Origin of the sequence: Streptomyces asoensis (genome assembly GCF_013085465.1) — a bacterium.
In the GTDB taxonomy this organism is placed as follows: Bacteria; Actinomycetota; Actinomycetes; order Streptomycetales; family Streptomycetaceae; genus Streptomyces; species Streptomyces cacaoi_A.
In genome coordinates this window covers 9,022,471-9,038,013 of the sequence record NZ_CP049838.1, presented here as the reverse complement: position 1 = coordinate 9,038,013, position 15,543 = coordinate 9,022,471, and the positions used below count along the sequence as shown (strand labels likewise).

10 protein-coding genes are annotated in these 15,543 nt (G+C 71.6%); 4 read left to right on the top strand and 6 right to left on the bottom strand.

The features are described 5' to 3' along the window. Positions 1-240 precede the first annotated feature (240 nt). Positions 241-1,014, bottom strand: a complete 774-nt coding sequence (locus tag G9272_RS40180; RefSeq protein ID WP_171401133.1) for a hypothetical protein — start codon at positions 1,012-1,014, stop codon at positions 241-243. Positions 1,015-1,161: 147 nt separating this feature from the next. Next, complete coding sequence (locus G9272_RS40175; RefSeq protein WP_171401132.1) at positions 1,162-3,120, bottom strand: RICIN domain-containing protein; 1,959 nt, start codon at positions 3,118-3,120, stop codon at positions 1,162-1,164. Positions 3,121-3,326: 206 nt separating this feature from the next. Between G9272_RS40175 and G9272_RS40170 the strand changes: the two genes are divergently transcribed. Next, positions 3,327-4,562, top strand: coding sequence for a glycosyltransferase (locus tag G9272_RS40170; RefSeq protein WP_171401131.1), 1,236 nt, complete (start codon positions 3,327-3,329; stop codon positions 4,560-4,562). A 9-nt stretch (positions 4,563-4,571) separates the two neighbouring features. On the opposite strand, the gene G9272_RS40165 is transcribed toward G9272_RS40170, so the two are convergent. Then, positions 4,572-7,415, bottom strand: coding sequence for a P-loop NTPase fold protein (locus tag G9272_RS40165; RefSeq protein WP_171401130.1), 2,844 nt, complete (start codon positions 7,413-7,415; stop codon positions 4,572-4,574). Then, positions 7,394-8,056, bottom strand: coding sequence for a TetR/AcrR family transcriptional regulator (locus G9272_RS40160; RefSeq protein WP_171401129.1), 663 nt, complete (start codon positions 8,054-8,056; stop codon positions 7,394-7,396). The genes G9272_RS40165 and G9272_RS40160 overlap by 22 nt, the downstream gene beginning before the upstream one ends. Positions 8,057-8,237: 181 nt before the next feature. On the opposite strand from G9272_RS40160, the gene G9272_RS40155 reads away from it, so the two are divergent. After that, on the top strand, positions 8,238-9,506 hold the full coding sequence (locus G9272_RS40155; protein ID WP_171401128.1) for a YncE family protein: 1,269 nt from the start codon (positions 8,238-8,240) through the stop codon (positions 9,504-9,506). 76 nt (positions 9,507-9,582) lie between these two features. Here G9272_RS40155 and G9272_RS40150 read toward each other — a convergent pair whose 3' ends face one another. Beyond that, a complete protein-coding gene (locus tag G9272_RS40150; protein WP_171401127.1) occupies positions 9,583-11,445 on the bottom strand; it encodes a cellulase family glycosylhydrolase in 1,863 nt (620 codons plus the stop codon). Between the two features lie 204 nt (positions 11,446-11,649). On the opposite strand from G9272_RS40150, the gene G9272_RS40145 reads away from it, so the two are divergent. Then, entirely contained in the window at positions 11,650-12,750 is a 1,101-nt protein-coding gene (locus G9272_RS40145) for an XdhC family protein (protein WP_171401126.1), read from the top strand. Positions 12,751-12,973: 223 nt separating this feature from the next. Here G9272_RS40145 and G9272_RS40140 read toward each other — a convergent pair whose 3' ends face one another. Further along, entirely contained in the window at positions 12,974-13,477 is a 504-nt protein-coding gene (locus G9272_RS40140; protein WP_171401125.1) for a metallophosphoesterase family protein, read from the bottom strand. A gap of 134 nt (positions 13,478-13,611) precedes the next feature. On the opposite strand from G9272_RS40140, the gene G9272_RS40135 reads away from it, so the two are divergent. After that, positions 13,612-15,543 (top strand): glycosyltransferase family 2 protein, encoded by a 1,932-nt coding sequence (locus G9272_RS40135; RefSeq protein ID WP_171401124.1) that lies wholly within the window; start codon positions 13,612-13,614, stop codon positions 15,541-15,543.

The window sequence follows — 15,543 nt, the reverse complement described above, 5'->3', positions numbered from 1 at the left end:
CGGTCCCGGTCTCCGCTGCCGGCACCGGTTTCCGCGGCAGGTCGGCTGGTCTCCGTCGCTCTGCTGCGGACAGCGCTGCGAGCAGTACGGGCCCGCCCGCGTCGTCCGACGCCGGTCGCCGTCCGACGCCGGTCGCCGTCGGAACGCGGTGTGGCCGGCGCCGGTGAGCCGTACGCGCATGCGCCGCCGGTCGCCGCTCTCGTGGGCGCTGGCGATCGGCCCGCCGTGGCAGAGCCGGCCTCAGGCCCGCGCCGACTCGCTCCCCGCACCGGCCGGGGTGTCCTCGGCGGCGATACGCCCGAGGCGCCGGATCACCGCGCTCAGCCTCGCCAGCGCCACCGCCGTACCGGCGCAGACGGGAACGACGGGCCAGTACGCGAGGACGTGCCCGAAGGCCGCGAGGACGAGGAGCGCGAGCAGCGTCGCCATGGCGACGGCCGACCCGAGCGCGCAGGGCCCGAAGCGGTCGTCGCGTCCCGCCCGGACCCGGCCCGTCCGGGCGGCCAGAAGGGCGGCGGCGGACACGGCTAGGGAGATCAAACAGGCCGTCGTCAACGGGGCCAGCACGATCAGCGTCACGTCCAGAGTCCCGAAGTGCCAGCCGGGCCACACGTCCTGGCCGTCGATCTCCACGACCCGGCCGTGCCACAGGCCGACCACGACCCGCTTGCCCTCCCAGAGGTCCTGCCCGACCTGGTCCGCGACCTTGTCGACCCTCTTCTGCCCTTCGCCCAGGGCGAGTCGGACGGTGTACTCGGTGTGGGTGAAGTACTCACCGCTGCCGCCGTCCTGACCGCCGCCCGAGTATCCGGACACCGTGTGCGAGGTCAGCTCCGTCACGCTCGCCGCGGCGGTGTGCAGGGATCCCTCCGACCGGGCGAGTGCGACGGCCGTCTCCTGGTAGGTGCGCCCGGCGAGCAGCAGGATCAGGACGGCCATGACGAGGCGGAACACCACGCGCCGGACGCGCCCGCCCCCGCTCCTGACCGGTTCGGCCTCGCTGGTGTCCGACATGGTCCCCCCTGGTCCCGCGCGTCGACTGGTCCGGCATGTCGACAGACACGGGAAACGCCCGGCCGGTTCCCCGCCACGGCCCTCGGCCGCCACTGCCCCGGGGGGTGGCGGGGGCCCGACCCGTGGGTCGGGCCCCCGCCCGGAGGGTCAGGTCAGCGTCCACTTCTGGTTGTCGGCGGTGCCGCAGGTCCAGAGCACGATCGGGGTGCGGTTGGCCGTGCCCGCCCCGTTCGCGTCGAGGCACAGCCCCGCGTTGACGTTGGTGATCGTGCCGTCGCTGTTGACGTTCCACTTCTGGTTGTTCTGGCCGTTGCAGTCCCAGATGACGACCTTGGTGCCGTTGGTGGTACCGAGGTTGTAGGCGTCCAGGCACTTGTTCCCGTACACCACGAGTTCCTTGCGGGAGGTGTACGTCCAGGCCTGGTTGGACCCGCCGTTGCAGTCCCACAGCTCGGCCTGGGTGCCGTTGGTGATGGTGCTGTTGTACAGGTCCAGGCAGCGGCCGGACTGCTTGCCGACGACGAGGGCGCCGTTCGCGCCGGCGAGGGGCTTGACCGTGATGTCGGCGAGGGTCGGGGCGCCGGTGAAGGCGAGCGTGTTGGCCGAGCCCTTCGACAGGGCCACCTGGAGGGTGATCGTGCCCTGTGTGGAGCCCGTCGGCGGGAAGGAGACCGTCGTCGCGGTCTGGCCGTTCACCTTCAGCGTCGCGGTACGGGCGGTGGAGGCGGTGTTGGTGTAGGCGACGTCGACGACCTTCAGGCCGGTGTTCCCGGCGACCACGCCGGAGAAGCTGGACGTGCCGGTGTACGTGCTGCCCGACGCCTCGGTGCCGCCGGTGACGGTGAGCATGACCGAGCCGCCCGCCGGGACGCTCGCCGTGTAGCTCGTGGAGTACGTGCCGACGTCGGCGCGGGCCCACAGGTCACGGACGGTGGCGGAGGCGTTGGTCAGACCCAGGTCGGACCAGCGGACGGTGATGTTCTGGGCGGCGGAGGTGCGGTTGAGCAGGACGACGGCACGCTTGCCGCTGCCGGCGAGGACCTTGCCGTACACCTGCGCCCCGGTGGTGTCCTCGGCGACCTTGACGCCCTGGAGGCCGCGCGTGTCCTGGTCGACGGCGATGACCTCGGGGTTCTTGAGGATGTTCGCCGTCTCCGTGGTCATCGTGGTCAGGTCGTTGCCGGCGAGGAGCGGGGCGCCGGAGACCGCCCACAGGTTCATGTGGGTGCGGTTCTGGGCGGCGGTGAAGCCGGTCATGCCGACCATCAGCATGTCCGGGTCGTTGTAGTAGCCGGTGTGCTGGGCGGTGGGGTGCAGGCCCTGGTCGAAGTTGGACAGCAGGTTCGTCATCGACGGGTTGTTGCCGTAGTAGATGATGTCGGTGCTGGTCCGGAACATCGGGGCGAGGCCGGGAGCCCAGTTCCAGGTGTTCTGGTAGCCCCAGTTGCAGATGGAGAGGGTGAGCGGGCGGCCGGTGGCGGCCGTCGCCTTCGTGACGGCGCCGCTGATCGCGGTGTACGCCGTCGCCGCGTCGAGGCCCTCGGCGTCACCGCCGCACCAGTCGACCTTCACGAAGTCGAAGCCCCACTGCGAGAACTGGAGCATGTCCTGGTCGTAGTGGCCCTCGCTGCCGCTGCCCGGGGCGGCGGGGCGGCCGGTCGGGTAGTAGTAGCCGCAGCCGTCCTTGCCGGCGTCCGTGTAGATGCCGGCCTTGAGGCCCTTGCTGTGGATGTAGTCGGCGATGGCGCTCATGCCGCCGGGCCACTCGGCCGTGTCGACGGTGATGTTGCCCGCGCTGTCGCGGGTGCCCTGCCACCAGCCCTCGTCGATGTTGATGTACTTGTATCCGGCCGCCGGCAGGCCCGCGGCGACGAACGCGTCGACCTGCTGCTTGATGACGTTGTAGTCGATCTTCGCGGCGAAGCTGTTCCAGGAGGCCCAGCCCATCGGGGCGGTGGGCACGGCGATCTGCCGCGAGGTCGCCGCCTGGGCCGGGCCGGGCTGGGCGAACAGCAGGGCGGCGGTCACCGTCAGCAGCAGGGCGAGTACCCGTGCGGCGGCGGATCTCCAGCGCCGGACCGGGTGCGCGGGGGGTGGGGGAAACATACGGCGGCTCCAAGCTTCGAAATATCGAACAAGGGTCGGCAAACCGAACGCGTTGCGCGCCGAAAGTAGAGCCGCCGGAGAGTGAAGTCAACGGCTGCGACAGAAGTGATGTGACCGCTCTCAATGAGGAAGTGGCCGCTTTCGTAGGGTCGTTCACCCGGACCGGGCGCCCCGCCCCCATACTGTCCGTCGTGCGAGTGGCGATCATGACAGCGGGATCCCGGGGTGACGTGGCGCCCTTCACGGGACTGGGCCATGGCCTGGTGCGGGCGGGGCACGAGGTCACCCTGGTCACCCACGCGCGGTTCGCGCCGCTGGTGGCGGGCTCGGGGGTGGGCTTCCACGCCCTGCCGGTGGATCCACGGGCGGAGCTGGAGTCCGAGCGGGGCCGGGGGCTGCACCGCAGCACCACCGGCCCGGGCAAGCTGCTGCGGGTGGCCCGCATGGCGCGGTCACTGGTGGGGCGGATGACCGACGACCTCCTGACCGCCGCGCAGGCGAGCGACGTCCTGCTGCTGTCCGCCTCGGTGGCGCCGCTGGGGCACACCATCGCCGCGGGGCTGTCCCTGCCGAGCCTCGGCCTCTACCTCCAACCCGTCGCCCCCACCAGGGAGTTCGCGCCGCCGCTGCTGGGCGGCGGCTCATGGGGAGCGGTCGGCAACCGGCTCGCCGGGCACGGTGTCGGGCTGGCCGTCGAGCAGATCTTCGCGCCGGTCGTGCCGACGCTACGGGCCCGGCTGGGGCTGCCCGCCGTACGCCGTCCGGGCACCGGCCAGCCGCGCCGGGCCCGGCGCGGCTGGCCGGTCCTGCACGGTTTCAGCCTGCTGGTGGTGCCCCGGCCCCGCGACTGGCGGGCGGAGCTGGACGTCACCGGGTACTGGTGGCCGTACGACCGGGAGACCCGGCTCCCGCCCGCCCTGCGGGAGTTCCTCGACGCCGGGCCGCCGCCGGTCTTCGTCGGGCTGGGCAGCGCGACCGTGCCCGACCCGCGGCGACTGAGCGCCGAGATCGTCCGGGCGCTGCGGCGGGCGGGGCTGCGCGGGGTGATCCAGCGCGGCTGGGCGGGCCTCGCGGTCGACGGCGACGACATGCTGACCGTCGACGACGTCCCGCACTCGTTGCTGTTCCCGGAGACGGCCGCGGTGGTCCACCACTGCGGGGCGGGCACCACGGCGGCGGGCGTACGGGCCGGGGTCCCCGCCGTGCCGGTACCGATCCAGTTCGACGAGCCCTTCTGGGCCGACCGCCTGGTCGACCTCGGCGTGGCACCGAACTCGTTGCCGCTGCGTCGACTGACGGCGCAGACACTGACGGCCGCGCTTCTGCGGGTCACCCGGGAACCTGAATTCTCCCTACGTGCAAGGGAGTTGGGTGTGCGGGTGCGCGAGGAGGACGGAGTGGGACAGGTGGTGGATGTGGTGGGCCGGCTGGGAGAGAGGTGACCGGCGGCCTCAGTCGGCGTAGTGCGGGCAGGACCTGCGCGCGGTCTCGACGATCTCCGGCAGGTCGGGAGCAGGCACGTGCGGCAGCCCCCAGGCCGCCCTGGTGTCGTCGAGGAGCCGACGGGCGCTGTGCGGCGAGAGAGAAAGTTCCCCCCGCACGACCGCCAGCCGCTCGAGGCTTCCGTCCGGTCTGTGCACGTGCGCCTGCGTACGGCGGCGCTCGAACCCCGGCGCCGCGAACACATCGAGGAGGGTGACGCAGAAGTAGGCGTAGGCGGCGGCCTCCTCCAGACGCTCCAGGGCGTCGGCGGGCAGGTCTGCCCGCAGTTCGACACCGCCGGGACCGTCCGCCCACCGCGCGAACCGGCCGATGTGCCCTCGCATTCTGTCGAGTTCGCACAGGCAGTCGGCGTGCAGGAATTCCGCCAGCCGTCTGGTCGCCCCGAAGACCACGTCCGTACTCCGGGTGGGGAGGGCGCCCTCCTTCACCCCGGCCCTGAAGGCGTCGACCGTCTCCCGCATCGCACGGGTGACGAGCCAGGCGGCGATGTTCCGCAATTCGACCTCCCCCCTGCTCTCGCGCAGTGACACCATCTCGCGGGAGTACCGGATCAGGTCCCGCGGCACACCGCCGGACAGGGCGTGGGCGAGCGCCACGAACGGCTCCGAGACACCGGCGGCACGCTGGCCCAGGATGCGCTTCGACTCCTCCAACGAGCACGGCCGCACATGGACGACGTCGTCGAACGTGCTGTCCGCGACATCTCGTCCGGGCAGTCCCCGCCGGACGAACGCCGCCCCGACGTCCTCCGACACCGAGATCAGGAAGTGCACGCCGGTGACACCCAGGATGGCCTTGATCTCCCCGAGGAACTCCAGTGCCTTGGCGGTGGATCCGAGACGGTCGATCTCGTCGATGGTGACCACCAGGCGCCGTCGCTGCGGCCGCAGTTCCGCGGCTGCTTCGGCCAGGGTGCGCCTCAGCTGCTGGACGAGCTCGGGCAGGGTGAGGGGGGACGCGGTGAACGAGGTGCCGTAGGTGGACCCCAGGCTGAGCAGCCCACCTGCCGGGGCCCCGCTCGCGCCGTATGTCACGCTCTGGACCGTCTGGAGCCGGTAGAGGTGGTCCCGGCACCGTCTGGCCAGGGTCGGCTCCCGCTTTCCGCGCCTCCACCGGGACGCCCTGATCATGATGGCGCCCAGGGAGATCAGGGCCACTCGTTGCGACAGATCCCATCCGAAGGCCGCGTGCCGCATCCGGTCGTCGACGAACACCTCTGCGAACCCGAGGACGAAGACCAGGGCCGCGACCCGCGCGGTGGTCCCGCGCACGTATTCCCAGAAGGGCGTGACCACCAGCCAGACGGCGATGGCGGCGAGCACCCCGACGACCGCCATCGTGGGGTAGTAGACGGCCGGTTCGTCGTGGCGCCAGTCCTCGAACCAGGCGATCAGCGGCCTCGGCGACCACACGGTCACCAGCCCCAGCACCATCAGCAACCGGCCGACCGGCGCGAGAAGGACCTGGCGCACGACGCTGGTGAAGCCGCTGAACCGCCACCTCCTGACGTACTTCCAGACCAGAAAGCCGAGGACGACGGCAGACAGCGCCTGCCACGGCCGCCTGCCCTCCAGGACGGCCACCAGGCCGTCCCGCAGCCGTTCCGCCGTGTCGTCGCCGGCTCGCGCGAGCGCTCCGGAGTGGTGCTCGACGAAGTCGCGCGTAGCGGCGAAGACACCCACCAGGAACAGCCCGAGTGCCAGCAGGCCGACGAGGAGGCTTCGAGCGAGCGCCCGTACCGCCGCGCCGAGCCTGCGCAGCCCGGTGCGCAGCGGGCTGAGGCGGCGGAACTCGGGAAAGCCGTACCCGTGGTCCGTCAGGTAGGTCTCGCACAGGACGACGAAGAGCGAGGTGAGGAACTCCAGAGGCGCGTAGGAGGCGGGCGCCTGTACGGAGACCTTCAGGTCGTGCGTGTCGCCGCACGTGGCGAGCAGGGTCGACTTCCCGGAGCCGCGTGGTCCGCACACGGCGATGGTCCCGTCGACCAGGGCGTCGAGCTTCTGACGGATCTCCGCCATGGCCTGGTTGTCGACCACATACCGTTGGTCACGGTGGTCTCTGATGCCCTCGTACTCCGTGGCGACAAGCAGACAGTCGGGATCCTCACCGAGGAGTTCCGAGACCACGTTCTGCACCACCGGGGGCATGACGTCCCGCGCGGCGACATGTGTGAGTTCGGCGGTCCGGTTCCGTACCGCCCGCACCCGCACGGCCCTCGACGTCAGCGCGAAGACCAGGATGACGAAAGCCCGTACCCGACCGCGTGACTCCGGTCGCCACAGGGCCCCGCCGAGGGCGGTCAGTGCGACGCCGAGCCCGGCGGGCCACCAGCCGCTCCCGGTCGCCCAGAGAACGACCGGGGCCGTCAAGGACAGGGCGGCCACGGCCAACGGCACGTCCCGGGTCAGGCGGGGCAGCAGCGGCGTGATGCGGTCCTCGGCCTCGTCCAGCCTGTCGCGCGCGTCCTCGTAGCGCAGCAGTGCCTGCTGGTACAGCGGCGCGCGCCGCACTCGGGCGACGTTCTCCCGCAGCCTCATCGCCCTCATGACGTCCTGCCGGAACGCCCCGGGGCGCCGGTCCAGACGGATCGCCACCTGAGCGCTTGAGACAGTCGAGGGTTCGTCGGCCGAGCCGGGAGCCTTCGTCAGGCTCCTCTCCAGAGCCCGTGCGTAGGCCGCCCGCTCCCCCTCGTCGTCCAGACCGGGCGCCGGCAGTTCCCGGTCCTCGTCGTCCTGCAACTCGCCCAGCCCCCCGTCGTCCCCGATGCCGTTCAGGATGGCTGCCGCACCCACCCCGACGGCCGCAGGATGCCCAGCAGTTGGCGCACGAGTTCGTCGACCACCTCGTCCAGGGTCGCGTCCACCCACCCGGCGCTCCAGTCGTGGAGAAGGCCGTTGACACTGCCGATGAAGGCCGTCGCCGCGAGGCGGTAGTCGCGGGGGGCCGCCTCGCCGCGGGCGGCGGCCGCCGACGCCTCGGCGCAGATGAGGTCGACCCAGCGGGCGCGGCGGGCCAGTCGCTGTTCCTCCAGCCGGGGGCTGACCCCGACGATCTCCACGAAGGTGATCCGGATGCGGCGCGGGTCGGAGGTCACGTCGGCCGCGTAGGCGCGGAAGATCGCGGTGACCCGCTCGACGAGCGGTGTGTCCTGGGCGGCGGCGAAGGCGGCCAGGACCGCCTCCTCGGCCCAGTCGTTGACCTGGAGGTGCAGCGCCGCCAGGACGTCCTCGAGGGTGCGGAACTCCTCATAGAACTGGCGGGTCGACAGGCCGGCGGCCTCGCTGAGCGCCGCGACCGTGGTGCCGCGGTAGCCGGGGACGTCCCCGAACAACCGCAGCGCCGCCTCCAGGAATCTCCCGCGTCGCTCGACCTGCCGCTGCTCGGCGGACTTGCCGCCGTACCGGCCGGTCGGCGCCCTGAGCCTGCCCGCCACTGACCCTCCCTCGTCGTTCCGTGCTCCCCCACCGCCGATTTTGTCGTGTACGGAGTCTTGTGGCGAAGGGCCCCCCTTCCTTACTTTCCAGTAAGGAAAATCTGAATGCATCCGTGTTCAGATCGGGCGGACCTCTTCCGCCCTGCCCCCACACCTTTCGCCCCCAGAGGAGAGAGCAGCCATGCCTGCCTTCAGTTCCAGGCACCTTTGCTCCGTAGCAGCCGCCCTCGTCCTGACCGTCACCGCCCCCGCCACCGCCGCCACCGCCGCCACCGCCGTCTCCGACGCCTCGACCGCCGCCGCACTGCGCGAGGTGCTCTTCGTCGGCAACAACTGGGAGGGCACCGCGGACGTCATCAGGTCCAGCGGCGACTTCGCCAAGGTCGGCCGGATCAACGTGATCCCCGACAAGAGCGCCCGGATGGCGGAGATCAACGCCGACCCGATCAAGTGGATCTACTTCCAGGCCATCCGCAACGGTGTCGGCGAGGGTCACGACCAGTTCGTCGACGACATGTACACCACGCCGGACGGCACCTCGGTGGTCGTCTCCCGGCCCAGCTTCGCCGATGTCGTCTCCATCGACCTGGCCACCGGGAACATCAACTGGCGCTTCCCGGTGTCCGGTTACCGCTCCGACCACATGGCCGTCTCGCCCGACGGCACCCGGGTCGCGGTCTCCGCGTCGATCTCGAACACCGTGCACGTCCTCAACATCACCACCGGCCGGCAGCTGGGCTCGTTCAAGACCGGCGACAAGCCGCACGAGAACATCTTCACCAAGGACGGCAAGTACATCTACAACATGTCGATCGGCGACGTGAACACCTCGCAGGACGCCCCGTGGCAGGACTTCACGAAGGGCGACCGGCGCATCACCGTCGTCGACGCGACCACGTTCCAGCAGGTCAGGGTCATCGACATGCGGCAGCAGCTGGACGCGATCGGCCTCACGGACTACTCGGACGCGGTGCGTCCGGCGGTCTTCTCACCGGACGAGTCCAAGCTGTACTTCCAGGTCTCGTTCTTCAACGGCTTCTTCGAGTACGACCTCGCCACGGACCGCATCACCCGGACGAAGACCCTGCCGAAGAACCCGGCGACCAGCGACGACCGCACCACGTTCGTCAACGACTCGCGCCACCACGGCATCTCGATGAGCCCCGACGGCGGCAAGCTGTGCGTGGCGGGCACGATGGACGACTACGCGACGGTCGTCGACCGCGCCACCCTCCAGGAGGGCCCGCTGGTCTCCGCCTCCAAGCCCTACTGGGCCACGGTCAGCGGTGACGGCCGGAGCTGTGTCATCTCCGAGAGCGGCGCCGACCAGGTGACGGCGATCGACTTCGCCACCGGGCAGAAGGTCGTGTCGGTGCCGGTGGGCGACCATCCGCAGCGGGTCCGGATCGGCCATGTCGCGGCGGACTGGAGCGGAACAGGCGCCGGCTGACGGCTTCTCGGCCAGCAGGGGTGGGTGGCGGTGACCGCCACCCACCCCTGCTGTCGTGCTGTCGTGCCCGGCGGGGCTACCCCACCTTCTGGGTCACCCACGCCGACAGCTCCGTGCGGGCGGCGGCCAGCAGGGTCGCGGACGGCGCGGTCGCCCCGTTGGTGACCAGTGCGTAGTGCACGGTGCCCGAGTCCGGCGCGCTGAGCAGCAGGCGCCGGCTGCCCGTGCCGCCCGGTTCGGCGGCCGCGGCGATCTTCGTGGTCGTCGTGTACGCGGGCGGGGCGTACACCGTGCCGAGGTCGGAGACGACGGTCGTCGTGGCGGTCGGGAAGGAGGCCGGCAGATGCAGATCGGTGGGTGCCGTGCCGCCGTTCGAGCGCCACACCAGCAGTCCGTACTGGCCGGAGCCGACGAGCTGTTTCGTGTTGGGCAGGGAGCTGGGGACCGGATTCCAGGTGAGGGTGGTGGAGCCGTCGCGGGAGCGGTCCTCATAGGTGAAGGCGACGGTCGTGCCGGAGGTGGCGCTCGGGTAGATCCGGTCGAGCAGCCGGGCGTCCTGACGGAGGGTCGCCGTGCCGCTGTCGTCCAGGCGTACGGCGGAGAGGTCCTCGTCGTTCCAGGCGTCGCCGGTCGTGAGCACCTTGTCGGCGTTGCCGTTCATCAGCTCGTGGTGGCGGCCGTTGTAGATGTCCCACTGCCACTGCGAACCGGACAGGACCGGACCCGAGGTCGCCGGGGTGGTCCACCAATTGGCGCCCTTCACGCGGGAGTCGAGGGCCTGGTACATCGCCTTCAGGACGGTCGGCGCCTTGCCGGCGGTCGTGCCGTTCAGGGGGTGGCCGAACTCGCTGACGATCGCCGTCGTCCCGGCCGCCGACGCGCGGTCGCGGACGTTGCCGAAGTCGGTCACGTACTGGCCGTCCTCCGCGTTGCCCCACATCAGGACGCCGGAGATGGCCTTCTGGTCGTAGAAGTGGGTGTTGAAGACGTAGCGGGAGCCGAGCGTGCCCGCGTCGAGGAGGCCGCCCTCCTCCTTGCTGACGTTGCCGTTCCAGAAGAGGTTCGGCTCGACGAAGGCGGGCTTGTCGGTCCAGCCGGCCGCGTCCATCCGGGCCCGGAACTTCACGTAGAAGGGCCACAGCAGGTCACGTTCCCAGGTGCGGCTGGCCTGGCCGGAGTCGTAGGTGCCGGCGTAGGGCTCGTTGTAGGGGTCGAAGCCCAGGACGCCGGCGAACTCCTCGGTGGTGAGGTTCGTCCTGATGTACGCCATGGTCTTCTGGGCGGTGGCCAGGAAGTAGTCCTGGAGGCCGTGGTTGTTGTGCCAGAAGTCGTACTGGGCGGCCTTCACCGCGCCGTTCTGGGTGATGTTCTGGCCCCAGAGGAAGCAGATGCCGCAGGACTCGGCGGGGTAGCCGCCGAGTGCCACCGCCCACGCGGGGGCGCCGTCGCCGGTGTACCAGCTGCCCGAGTTGAACAGGTAGCGGGAGTAGAGGTCCTGGTGGAAGTCGGGGTAGACCCGGATGCCCGCGTCCAGGAAGGCGCGCATCTGTGCGGTGGCGGCGGCCAGGTAGGTGGTGTCGACCTGGCCCTTCGCCGGTTCGGCGTAGGCCCAGGAGAGCAGGAAGCGGACGGAGTTGCCGCCGCCGAGGGCGCGCAGGGCCGTCGCGGACTTCTGGGCGTCGGCGACGGAGGCGAAGGGCAGGCCCTTGTTCTCCGCGAGCTTGGTCTCGCCGGAGACGTTGTAGCCGCGCAGTACGACCTCGCGGCCGTTGGCGTCGAGGAAGCGGCCGCCCGACACGGTGAGCGCCGTGCCGTCGAAGGAGAGGGAGTCGGGGAGCGTGGCCGCGCCGGCGGTCGGGGAGCCCGCCACCGTCAGGAAGCCACAGAGTCCGCAGAGGACCACCAGAACAGCGAGCAGACGTGCCCGGATATTCGGCATGTCCACTACAGTCCGGTGATTTCCGGACACCGTCAATACCTTGTGACCCGCGAGTAAGTTCATTCCCCGTCAAGCCAGTTGGCAACCAGACTCCGCCGGTTCACCAGGTGTCCCTCGCGGTGCGGACCGGCGGGCAGCACCGCTGCGGATTACCGTTCAGGGGAAACGGCCGATTCGGCCGTCACGGCCGGAAGGGAACCGATCGTGCGCGAGATTCTCCCGGTGCTGAACAGGTGGTACGCGGCCGGTGCGCCGTTCGGGCTCGCCACCGTGGTCGCCGTCAGCCGCAGCGCGCCGCGCGATCCGGGCGCGGCGATGGCGGTGGGACCGGACGACGAGGTCGTGGGCAGCGTGTCCGGGGGCTGTGTGGAGGGCGCGGTGTTCGAGCTGGCCCGGGAGGTCGCGGCCGACGGGGCGGCCCGGCTGGAGACCTTCGGCTACAGCGACGAGGACGCCTTCGCCGTGGGGCTGACCTGCGGCGGCGAGATCACGCTGCTCGTCCGTCCGGTCACGCCCGGCCTCGACCCGTCGTTCGGCGCCGTCGCGGAGTCGGTCGCCGCGGGCGAGCCGGTGACGGTGGCCACGGTGACCGACGGTCCCGCGCCCCGCGGGGCCACTCTCGCCGTCTGGCCGGACCGGACCTCCGGCACGCTGGGCACGGAGGGTCTGGACGCGGCTGTCACGGCCGACGCGCGCGGCGAGCTCGCCCTCGGCGTCACCGGCGTCCGGCACTACGGGCCGCGCGGCCAGCGGCGGGAGGACGCCGTCGCGGTGTTCCTGCACTCCTTCGCGCCGCCACCGCGCATGCTGGTGTTCGGCGCGATCGACTACGCGGCCGCCGTGGCCCGGGTCGGCGACTTCCTGGGCTACCGGGTCACGGTGTGCGACGCCCGGCCGGTCTTCGCCACCCCGAAGCGTTTCCCGCCGGGCGTCGAGGTGGTCGTGGAGTGGCCGCACCGGTATCTGCGCGGCACGGACACCGACGGCCGCACGGCGATCTGCGTGCTGACCCACGACCCGAAGTTCGACGTGCCACTGCTGGAGGTGGCGCTGCGCCGGCCGGCCGCGTACATCGGGGCGATGGGCAGCCGCCGTACCCACGACGAACGCCGGGCGCGACTCGTCGAGGCCGGCCTCACGGACGCCGAGCTGGCCCGGCTGCGCTCACCGGTCGGGCTGGACCTGGGGGCCCGTACGCCCGAGGAGGTCGCGGTGTCGGTGGCCGCCGAGATCGTCGCGCTGCGCTGGGGTGGCAGCGGGACTCCGCTGACCGCGACGGCCGGGGCGATCCACCGCGCGAAGTGAGGCGGGCCGGCCCGCTTCCGCCCCGGTTGTTCCCGAGCCGCCCGCCAGGATGTGCGAAGCAGGATGTGTGAAGCGCGCACGGACCGGGTAGGCGCACATAACGGACAGAAAGCATGTCCTCTGTCCTTCGTCTCGCGAAGGAAGGAGGTCCGTTGAAGCAACGCACACTCGCAAGTTCCGGGCCGCCCCCGACCCTCTCGGCCGGGCGCGGCCCGGTTCTCTGTCACCGGCGCGGTGGCAGCCGGTGCAGGACGAGATCGGTGAGCCGGCCGTCGGCCGCGGTGGCGGTCAGGTAGGTGCAGTGCGGCTGACGCCGTCGGTCGGTCGGGGAACCCGGGTTGAGCAGACGCGGTCCGCCGGGGGCGGTGGTGTCCCAGGGGATGTGGCTGTGGCCGAAGACCAGGACGTCCAGGTCGGGGAAGCGGGCGGCGCAGCGGGCCTCCCGGCCCTGGGCGGGGCCCGTCTCGTGGACGACCCCGAAGCGCAGTCCGCCCAGTTCGGCGAAGGCGACCTCGGGCAGCCGGGCGCGCAGGTCGGGCCCGTCGTTGTTGCCGTACACGCCGACGACCCGGCGGCTGCGGCTCTCCAGCAGGTCGAGGGTGTCCGTGTCGACCCAGTCCCCGGCGTGGATCACCACGTCCGCGCGCGGGAGCTCGTCGAGCAGCGGGGCGGGCAGCGCCTTGGCGCGCTTGGGGAGGTGGGTGTCGGACATCATCAGCAGGCGCACGGCGTCAGACTACAAAATCCCCGACCCGGACCAATGCGGACAGGTGGGGCGTCGGCGGCGGGGTTAGCATCGGGCCACGCGCACCCTCCGTCCCGCGCACGGCAGAGCGATCCAGCAAGGGGGCCAGGAGCCCGATGCCGGTCAAGGTCAGCGTCATCGTCCCCGTCTACAACCCCGGTCCCTACATCGAGGACTGTCTCGCCTCGCTGCTGAGGCAGTCGCTCCCGCCGGACGAGTACGAGGTGATCTTCGTCGACGACGGGTCCACCGACGCCACCCCCGCCCGCCTCGACGCGGCCGCCGCCGAGGACCCCCGGATCCGGGTCGTCCACCAGGAGAACTCCGGCTGGGCGGGCAAGCCCCGCAATGTCGGCATCGACGTCTCCCGGGGCGAGTACGTCATGTTCGTCGACAACGACGACCGCCTCGGCGACGAGGCCCTGGAGCGGATGTACGCCTACGGGGTGGTGAACGACGCCGATGTCGTCGTGGGCAAGATGGCCGGCAAGGGACGCTCGGTGCCGGTCGAGCTGTTCCGCACCAACCGCCCGCACGCCACCGTCGAGAACGCGCCGCTGATCGACAGTCTCACCCCGCACAAGATGGTCCGCCGAGCCTTCCTGGACCGCACCGGCCTGCGCTTTCCCGAGGGGCGGCGGCGCCTGGAGGACCATGTCTTCGTCACCGAGGCCTTTCTGCGCGCGGACAACGTCTCGGTGCTCAGCGACTACGTCTGCTACTACCACGTCCGACGCGACGACGCCGCGAACGCGGGCTTCCAGCGCTTCGACCCGGTGGGGTACTTCAAGAACCTCCGGGAGGCCCTCGACGTCGTCGAGCGGTACACCGAGCCGGGTCCGCTGCGCGACAAGCTGTTCCGGCGGTGGCTGCGCGTGGAGATGGTCGAGCGGCTGCGCGGCAAACGCTTCCTGGGCCTGCCCGAGGACTACCGCAGGGAGCTGTTCGAGGAGATCCACGGGGTCGTCGTCGAGCGGTTCGGGCCGGGTGTGGCGGCGCCGCTCCAGCCCACCCAGCGGGTCGTCGCCGCGCTGGCCGCCGACGGACGGTACGACGACGTCGTCGCGTTCGCGGAGTGGGAGGCGGGCGTCGCGCTCGCCGTCGACCCGGAGGACGTCACCTGGCAGGGCGGCGTGCTGCGGATCGCCTTCGCCGCCGAGCTGACGCACGACGGCGGGCCGATGACCTTCCCGTCCGCCGGGGGTTCCCCGCAGTGGCCGCCGCGGGACGTCGCCGAGGCGGTCCGGTGGCTGGGCACGGACATTGTGGGCCGGTTCGACCGGACCGTGCCCGACCTGCTGCTGCGGGAGCGGGCCAGCTCGGCGCAGTACTTCCAGCCGGTGGACGTGGTCCGGGAGACGGTCCCGGCCGGTGACGGCAGCCAGGTGCGGCTCGTCCTGCGGGCGACCGCCACCATCGATCCCGCCACCGCGCTGAGCGGCGGGCCGGCGGGCGAGGGGCTGTGGGACGTGTACGTGCGCATCGGTCTGGGCGGCTGGACGAAGGAGCTGCGGCTGGGCCCGGCGCCCCGCCACGGCCGTCCCGTCCCGCCCGCCGGAGTCGTCGCGGGGCGCGTGGTGCTGCCGTACTGGACCGAGCGGTACGCGAGCCTCGCGCTGGACGTCGGCCACGCGGGCAAGCGGCTGGGCCTGGGCCGCGTGGCGGCCGGGGACGTCGCCGTCACGGAGGACCGGCTCCAGGTGGTCCTGCCGCTGCACGTGCCCGAGGCCGCCGCCGTGCTGCTGCGGCTGACGGGGGCGAAGTCCGGCGCCTCCCGCGAGGTCTTCGGGACGCTCTCGCCGGGCGGCCGGCTGGCGGCCGTCCTGCCGGTCGGTGATCTGCTGGGCAGGACCTGGCTGACGACGGTGTGCCTCACCCCGGACGCGGACGGGGCGCGCTTCCACCCGCTGCCCTTCGCCCTGCACGTCGCGTCGGACGGCGTCCTCGTGGTGCCGGCGCCCCAGCCCGCAGGTGTGCGACGACTGGCCCGCAGGGTGCGACGGGCGCTGTACCGGGCACTCCAGAGCATCACACCCCGGAGGAAGTGA

What these genes read in the sequence shown, in the direction of transcription:
- G9272_RS40180 (WP_171401133.1), bottom strand. Translation starts at nt 1,014, where the DNA reads ATGTCGGACACCAGCGAGGCCGAACCGGTCAGGAGCGGGGGCGGGCGC.
- G9272_RS40175 (WP_171401132.1), bottom strand. Translation starts at nt 3,120, where the DNA reads ATGTTTCCCCCACCCCCCGCGCACCCGGTCCGGCGCTGGAGATCCGCC.
- G9272_RS40170 (WP_171401131.1), top strand. Translation starts at nt 3,327, where the DNA reads ATGACAGCGGGATCCCGGGGTGACGTGGCGCCCTTCACGGGACTGGGC.
- G9272_RS40155 (WP_171401128.1), top strand. Translation starts at nt 8,238, where the DNA reads ATGCCTGCCTTCAGTTCCAGGCACCTTTGCTCCGTAGCAGCCGCCCTC.
- G9272_RS40150 (WP_171401127.1), bottom strand. Translation starts at nt 11,445, where the DNA reads ATGCCGAATATCCGGGCACGTCTGCTCGCTGTTCTGGTGGTCCTCTGC.
- G9272_RS40135 (WP_171401124.1), top strand. Translation starts at nt 13,612, where the DNA reads ATGCCGGTCAAGGTCAGCGTCATCGTCCCCGTCTACAACCCCGGTCCC.